The sequence below is a fragment of the Bradyrhizobium sp. PRIMUS42 genome (assembly GCF_023006515.1).
Lineage (GTDB): Bacteria > Pseudomonadota > Alphaproteobacteria > Rhizobiales > Xanthobacteraceae > Bradyrhizobium.
In genome coordinates, this window is sequence record NZ_JALBGZ010000309.1 from 1 (window position 1) to 7,109 (window position 7,109).

Annotated in this window: 8 protein-coding genes and 2 pseudogenes; 6 read left to right on the forward strand and 4 right to left on the reverse strand. The window is 62.5% G+C overall.

Features of this window, described 5'->3' with window-relative positions:
- Positions 1-1,368, reverse strand: a 1,368-nt coding sequence (locus MOV75_RS21530) for an MFS transporter (RefSeq protein ID WP_247006558.1), incomplete at its 3' end; no start/stop codon positions are given.
- Between the two features lie 420 nt (positions 1,369-1,788).
- Between MOV75_RS21530 and MOV75_RS21535 the strand changes: the two genes are divergently transcribed.
- Complete coding sequence (locus MOV75_RS21535; protein ID WP_247006560.1) at positions 1,789-2,580, forward strand: IclR family transcriptional regulator; 792 nt, start codon at positions 1,789-1,791, stop codon at positions 2,578-2,580.
- Positions 2,581-2,796: 216 nt separating this feature from the next.
- Here the strand turns inward: MOV75_RS21535 and MOV75_RS21540 are convergent, their stop codons facing one another.
- A complete protein-coding gene (locus tag MOV75_RS21540) occupies positions 2,797-3,531 on the reverse strand; it encodes an SDR family NAD(P)-dependent oxidoreductase (RefSeq protein WP_246929534.1) in 735 nt (244 codons plus the stop codon).
- 86 nt (positions 3,532-3,617) lie between these two features.
- Between MOV75_RS21540 and MOV75_RS21545 the strand changes: the two genes are divergently transcribed.
- The 4 genes from MOV75_RS21545 (at position 3,618) to MOV75_RS21560 (ending at position 5,824) form a co-directional block, all read left to right on the forward strand.
- Positions 3,618-4,034 (forward strand): helix-turn-helix domain-containing protein, encoded by a 417-nt coding sequence (locus MOV75_RS21545; RefSeq protein ID WP_246929533.1) that lies wholly within the window; start codon positions 3,618-3,620, stop codon positions 4,032-4,034.
- Positions 4,035-4,101: 67 nt separating this feature from the next.
- The gene (locus tag MOV75_RS21550) at positions 4,102-4,833 is read left to right on the forward strand and encodes a haloacid dehalogenase type II (protein ID WP_247006562.1); all 732 of its coding nucleotides are present in this window, start codon (positions 4,102-4,104) and stop codon (positions 4,831-4,833) included.
- 40 nt (positions 4,834-4,873) lie between these two features.
- Positions 4,874-5,341 carry a YbaK/EbsC family protein gene (locus MOV75_RS21555; RefSeq protein ID WP_247006564.1) on the forward strand — a complete coding sequence of 156 codons (468 nt, stop codon included), beginning with the start codon at positions 4,874-4,876 and terminating at the stop codon, positions 5,339-5,341.
- A gap of 102 nt (positions 5,342-5,443) precedes the next feature.
- Entirely contained in the window at positions 5,444-5,824 is a 381-nt protein-coding gene (locus MOV75_RS21560) for a VOC family protein (protein WP_247006566.1), read from the forward strand.
- 75 nt (positions 5,825-5,899) lie between these two features.
- On the opposite strand, the gene MOV75_RS21565 is transcribed toward MOV75_RS21560, so the two are convergent.
- Complete coding sequence (locus MOV75_RS21565) at positions 5,900-6,250, reverse strand: hypothetical protein (protein WP_247006567.1); 351 nt, start codon at positions 6,248-6,250, stop codon at positions 5,900-5,902.
- Between the two features lie 96 nt (positions 6,251-6,346).
- Positions 6,347-7,003 (reverse strand): annotated as a pseudogene (locus MOV75_RS21570) (tripartite tricarboxylate transporter substrate binding protein); the annotation flags it as partial.
- Here MOV75_RS21570 and MOV75_RS21575 point away from each other — a divergent pair.
- Positions 6,996-7,109: pseudogene (locus MOV75_RS21575) on the forward strand (ABC transporter permease); the annotation flags it as partial. The pseudogenes MOV75_RS21570 and MOV75_RS21575 sit on opposite strands and share 8 nt — an antisense overlap.

The following is a 7,109-nucleotide window of genomic DNA, read 5'->3' on the forward strand; positions in this document are numbered from 1 at the left end:
CGCCGGGGCCGTTGTGCGCGGCGCGCCAGGAACGTCGTCCTGGAATCCCCTGCCGAACAGCCGGGCGATCACGATGCTTGCGACGGTTCCGAGGGCGAGCGGGATGAGCACCAGCAGGAAGATCTCGTAGAGCGGCAGCTTCATCGCGATCAGGATGCCGCCGAGCACAGGACCGCTCACCGAACCGACACGCCCGACCGCGAAGGCCCAACCGGACCCGTTGGTGCGAAAGGCGGTCGGGTAAATCAGCGCCGATGCGGCATTGAGGCCGAGTTGCAGACCGAGCAGACAGAAGCCGGCGAAGAACACGGCGATCAGGAGGAGCGGCTCGATGTCGGTCAGAAAGCCCAATGAGGCGACGATCGGAAGCGACAGCGCGAACAGCATCGCCACTGGCGTGAAGCCATGCTTGTCGAGCGGTCGAGCGAGCGCGAGACCGCCGACCGTGCCGCCGATCTGGAACAGCGAGGTGGCGAGCGCGGCATGCGAGGTCGGCACCTTCGCAGTCGCAAGGACCGTCGGCAGCCAGCTATTGGTGAAATAGAACGACATCTGGCAGCAGATGAACATCACCCACAAGAGTGGCGTGAGATACGCAAGGCGTCCTGCAAACAGCAGCTTTGGCGTGAAGCCCGAATACGCCGGTTCGTCCTGGATCACGAAGCGCGTCTCTGGACCAATGCCGACAGCCGGGTTGAGGGCCTGGACGACCCGGACGATCGCTTCTCGGCTGCGATTCTTCAGCACCAGAAACTTCAGGGACTCCGGCAGGAGAAAGATCGCGAGGACCGCCGCCGCGATCGGAACCACGCCGCCGATGAGAAAGAGGACCTGCCACCCATGCTGCGGCACCAGCGTTGCGGAGATCAGGCCCGGAAGCGCCCCGCCGAAGGTGATGCCGGTGAACATGATGATGATCATTGTCGCGCGGATGCGCCGCGGCGCGAACTCCCCGTTCAATGCGGTGATGTTCGGAAGCAGCCCGCCGATTCCGATGCCGGCGAGGAAGCGCAGATAAAGCAGATCCGTCACCGAGCCAGCCTTGATGCACGCGAGCGTAAAAAGCCCGAACGTGAGGCACGAGCCTATGATCGCGATCTTCCGACCGAACCGATCACCCAAATAGCCGAAGAGCGGCGACCCGAAGAGAACGCCCAGGAGGCTGGCACTGAAGACGGGGCCGAGCGCAGCCACGTTCGTGATGCTCCATTCCTTCACCAGGAACGGCGCGGCAAATGCGGCCGAGGTGATGTCGTATCCGTCCATGAGGACGAGCAGAAACGAGAACAGCACCAGCTTGATGTTGAAGCCGTTGATCCGGCGTTCGTCGATCAGGCGCGATACGTCGACTGTCTTCGGCTCGAGCATGCTTCCTCCGGTTGATCGTGCGGTTGATCGCCGCCAGAGAGGCGCGACGTCCGCGTTCCATATTTCAGAACTAATGTTCTATTATTCTGTACGCTACTCGCACCGCGGCCCGTGAGTCAATAGTGCTTGCCCGCAGCGCAACGATCGCTACCGAGTGGCGGTAAATCGGAGAGCGTTGCCTCGCTACAGGTTCGAAATTCATGTAAAGTTGGCTGTCTCAGTCGCTTCTTGCACCTTCGCCGCGCGAAGGGCCTGAGCGGCAGCCGCTCCCGTCCGCTTGGCGTTCAGGTCGATTGCACGCGCAGACGTGAGCGCGTCGGCGACGATAGATTTGTGGGGATTCGAGTGCCTGTTTCGAGGAAGGATCGCTCCGAACTAACTTCCGGGGGCGGTCCACACCGTAAGGCCACGCTGGCGGGCGTGGACAAAACTCTGACCAAAGGCTTGATGCTCATCGAGACCCTCTGCCGGAGCAAGCAATCGCGCGGCGTCTCGGACCTCGCGAGCGAACTTTCCCTCACCAAAAGCAACGTCCACCGGCTCCTTCAGACATTGGTCGTCAGCGGTTTCGTGTCGCGGGAGGTAGGCGGCGATCGGTACGTCATGACCTCGAAGCTGTGGCGCTTGTCCCGCGCGCCGCGCTTTAACGATGCTCTCCTCGCATTGGTCCACCCGCTCCTGAATGAACTCGTCGCCAAGACGGGGGAAACCGCTACATTCGTGATCGTTGAGGGCAACACTGTCGTCACGCTGGACCAGGTGGAGACCCCCCAGACCATTCGCGTGTACTATACGGTAGGTGATTCACAACCTCTCGACCAAGTTCTTAGAGGCGGGCGTGGCATCAGTGGAATCCAGCAGGTCGCCTTTGCCTTCCGGCCGGACATTGACGTTCGAGGTGCATTGGACAGTATCCGCCAAGAACTTGGCCTCCCGCCAGCGTACATCAATGAGCAGATCGCCCGGATAGAAGCCGTTCGACGCGACGGGTACGCTCTCGTGAAAGGCGAGTGGATGGAGGACGTCAACGCCGTCGCCGTCCCTGTCAAAGGTGACGCCGGCGATCTCGTCGGTATCGTCATCAGCTTCGGTCCCGCGCACCGGTTGACCGGGAGGGCTCTCGATCAGATCCGAAACTCGACATGCCAAATGGCAATTCGGCTCACAGATAAGCTGGTTCGTGACCTGTCCGACGGTGAGACGGCTGGCTGATGTCCGCCTTGCCCCGAAAGAGCCGAAGTCGATGGGACGATCCCGCGATGCGTTGATGAGTAGAGTTCTGCAGCGGTCGATAGCAGCTGGCGACCAATCGCCTCGCCTTCGCCCAGCTTGCGTCAATCAGGCTGTGGCTACCAATGACCCCGCGTCCTAGAACCACCGCGCATCGAGGGCTTCGATTGCGTGACCGAAGCCCTCGCGCTCAAAGCATCAGACCTGCGCCAGCCCTCCGTCGACGAAAACCTCGCCCCCGGTCATGAAGCTGCTGTCCGCAGACGCCAGGAACGCGGCCACCGCCCCCGTCTCGCTCGGGGCGCCCACACGCCCGATGGGCGTCGTGCTTGCGAGCGCATCAAAGGCTTCCTCGCCGACGATCTCCAGCGCCAATTCCGTCTTGATCGGCCCCGGTGACAGCACATTGACGCGGATGCCGGTGCCGCGCAGGTCCAGCGCCCAGCTCCGCGCCAGATTGCGGATCGCAGCCTTGGTCGCGCTGTAGATGCTGAACTGCGGTGTCCCCATCACCCCCGTGCTCGAACCGGTCAGGATGATCGACGAGCCCTGCTTCATCAGCGGCAGCGCCTTCTGCACCGAAAACACCAGTCCCTTCACATTGACGTCGAAGATGTGATCGTAGTGCTCGACCGTGATCTCGCCGAGCGGGGCAAACAATCCGGTGCCGGCGTTGGCGAACAGGATGTCGAGCCCGCCACGTTCGGCCTTCACCGCTGCGTAGAGTCGATCGAGGTCGGACATGTCAGTCACCGAGCCTCTGATGGCGCGTGCCGAGGGACCCAGTTGCGCGACGGCGGCATCGAGCGGCTCCTGCCGCCGCCCGAACAGATAGACGAACGCGCCTTCGTCGACGAACCGTTTCGCCGCTCCAAATCCGATGCCGGTTCCGCCGCCCGTCACCACCGCCGTCTTGCCTTGTAGTCTGCTCATGATGTGCTCCTTCACTGAGGTTGCACTGAGCTGGCGGCGTACCCACCTATCGACAAGTATGCACCTTTTGGTAAGTGCCCAAAAAAATGTCGGAAGATCTTTCAGAGCAGACTTCGCCACCTGTGCAGAGTTGCACACCAACTTTGCCCGGCTTCACCTGCGGCCTCGATGCGACCCTGCGGGTCATCGCCGGCAAGTGGAAACCGTTGATCCTGTACTTCCTCGCTCAGGGCGGCCCGACCCGCTACGGCGAGCTCAGGCGCGCCGTACGCGACGTCAGCGACAAGATGCTGATCCAGCAGCTTAAGGAGCTGGAGGCCGACGATCTCGTGAAGCGGACTGATTACAAGGAGGTGCCGCCGCGGGTGGACTACAGCCTCACACCCTTGGGCCGTAGTCTGGCCGAGGCCCTCGTCCCGCTGTGCTCCTGGGGCGAGGCGCACGTCGCAGAAGTCAGCCGGGTCTTCGCGCAGAGAGACGCCTCGAACACCGGCGCACGGTAACCTGACCGCTCCGTTTGGCCGGGCGGAGTATAGTCCTTTGCCCGCCACGCCCCCGGAGGACCAGCCCTTGCCTATCAAAGCCGTCGTCTTCGACGCCTATGGAACGCTCTACGACATCCAGTCGGTCGCTGAGATCACCGAGGATGCGTTTCCGGGCTATGGCGAGATCATCACGCAGGTCTGGCGCATCAAGCAGCTCGAATACACCTGGTTGCGCTCGCTGATGCAGCGCTACCAGGATTTCGCCGCGGTCACGCGCGACTCCCTGACCTATACGCTGCGCGTGCTCGGGCTTGTCTATGAGAGCGAGACCTTCGAGCGCATCATCGCGAAATATCTAGATCTCGATCTCTATCCGGACGCGACAAGCGCGCTTGCGGCCTTGAAGCCGCGAAAGCTCGCCATCCTGTCCAATGGCAGTCCGGACATGCTCGATGCGCTCGTGCGCAATTCCGGCCTCGACCGCCTGCTCGATGCGACCATCAGCGTCGATGCCAAGAAGATCTTCAAGCCGAGCCCGGCAGCCTATGAGCTGATCGGCGAGGTGCTGGGTACGGCACCGAACGAGGTGTTGTTCGTGTCCTCCAATCCCTGGGACGTGGCGGGCGCAAAGTCGTTCGGGCTCAACGTCGCCTGGATCGAGCGGGTGAGCCCGGAAGCGATGGCGCTGGCTTGCGTCGAGAACGAACTCGTGGCACCGCTGACGATGTTCAAGGCGATCCGCACCCAGATGGATGAGCTCGGCTTCGCACCGGATCACCGCGTCCGTTCGCTCTCCGAGTTGCCAGGGATCGCTTAGCATCGTCACCCGCCTGCAAGCCTGGAATGAGCTGACTGGAATGAGCCTGGAATCCGTTCGTGCCTTCTTCGCCGAGAAAGCCCCCGACATCTCCGTCATCGAATCCCCGATCAGCTCCGCAACCGTGGCGCTGGCCGCCGAAGCCTATGGTGTCGAGCCCGGGATGATCGCCAAGACGCTGTCGTTGCGTGTCGGCGAGCGCGTGATCCTGATCGTGGCCGCCGGCACCTCGCGCATGGACAACAAGAAGGTCAAGGCACAGTTCGGCGGCAAGCCCAAGATGCTGGGACTGGAAGAGGTCGCCGAGATCACGGGCCACGAGGTCGGCGGCGTCTGCCCGTTCGGCCTGAAGTCGCCGCTGCCGGTCTATTGCGACGTGTCGCTGAAGGCGTTCGACGTCGTGGTGCCGGCCGCGGGCTCGACCCACAGCGCGGTGCGGATCACGCCGGAACGGATGGCTGAGCTCACCGCCGCCGAATGGATCGATGTCTGCGAGCACAGGCCCTAGTCTGGGGCGGACCTGCTCCAGCAATCCTTAAAGACAACATATTTCGGGTATTACGCAGACGGCCAAGGTTTGCTGCATCGACTTGCCAAGTTGGAGTGCACAATGAACATCCCTTCCGGTGTTTTGGCTGCTATTCTACCGTGCAATGACCTCGACCTGTCTGAGCAGTTCTACAATCGACTAGGGTTCACGCGCCCGGACAGCCAAAGACCGCCTCGGGGAGAACCCGACACCTATCGCATGCTGTCGAACGGGAAAGGCGGTTACCTACATTTGACAGATGCAGTGGAGGGATGGCTGGTGCCGGGCAGAAACCCATTTGGGCTGTATCTTTACCTCGAGGATGTTGACGCTGCGGCTCGCGAATTTCAGCAATTGCCTGAAGACAAGCCGTGGGGGATGTACGAATTTGCTATGTCTGATCCGGATCAAACGCTGGTCCGTGTCGGTTGGCCAACCCGTCTGCGCGCCGAACCGCGGTAGTTCGGAGGTCCGGCTCTGGCCGGCTAGTAAAGGCGAACTGCCATGTCCCATCTCGGACACTGAACCGGACATGCCCTAGTCGTCGTCCTCGTAAGGCCGGGGCTGCGCGGGCGGTGGCGGCAGCGCATTGTTATAGCGCGGCGGCGGTGCGACGCGATTGCGCGGAACCTGTTGCTGCGGCGGCATCTGGTTGTTGGATTGGAACACGGCGCGGCAGCCGCTCGAGAGCTGCGGCGTGTTCTGCTGCAAGCAAGCCGTGATGCGACTTACGTCCGGAATCTGGTCACTGCATAGGCGCCACACATCCGGTGTGCAGGCCATCTGCTGTTCCATGGTTCCGCGATATTCCTCGGCGAATGCTGCGCCCTGCGCGACGATGCCGCCGATTGCGAGCGCCATACCCAGCGCAATCCGCTCTGTTCGCATGTCCCGGTCCTTCTCGATTTCCTGCGAATTCTCATCAATCAATGAGGCGGGAGCCGGTTCTGGACCAACAAAAAAATGTGAAATCGGGGCTGGAACCTACTCCACCTTGCCGATCTTCTTCACCGCCGCGATCAGCCGCGTGCTGTCCAACGCGACGAACTCGGCGAAGGCCGGCGCGTCCTGATAGGCGACGAGGCTGCCCGAGGTCTCGAACGCCTTGAGCACGTCGGGACTCGTCATCACCTGCGCCATCGCCTCGCGCAGACGTGTCGCGACCGGCGCAGGAAGAGAACTCTGTGCGAACAGCCCGGCCCAGATGTACATCTCGACATCCTTGTAGCCGAGTTCCTGGAAGGTCGGCACGTCAGGGAAGCTTGCGATGCGCCGCGCGCCGCAATTGCCGAGCACGCGCAATTTGCCGTCGTCGACCTGCGGCTTCAGCGTGCCAGGTGCGGCGGCGATCGCCTGCACGGTGCCACCGAGGATCGCGGTCAGCGCCGGACCTGCGCCGCGGAACGGCACATGCAGCAGCTTGATGCCGGCACTGCTTGCGAACATCTCCATCGCCACATGCAGCGTGCCGTAGGGCCCCGACGAGCCATAGGTGATCTGACCCGGGCGCTTCTTGGCATCCTCGACGAAATCCTGCGCCGTTTTCCAAGGCGCGGAGGCCGGCACTGCCAATAGGGTGGGATCGGCGAGCACGCGCGCGATCGGCATGAACTGCGAGACCTCGTAGGCGACGGGACGGTCGGGAAGCGCCTACACCGCCGAGCTCGGCTCGATGAAGATGCGCGAGGAGATCGACGCGCTCTCGACCATGGGGCTCGATCCCGTCGAGGTCCTGATCCTGCCGCGC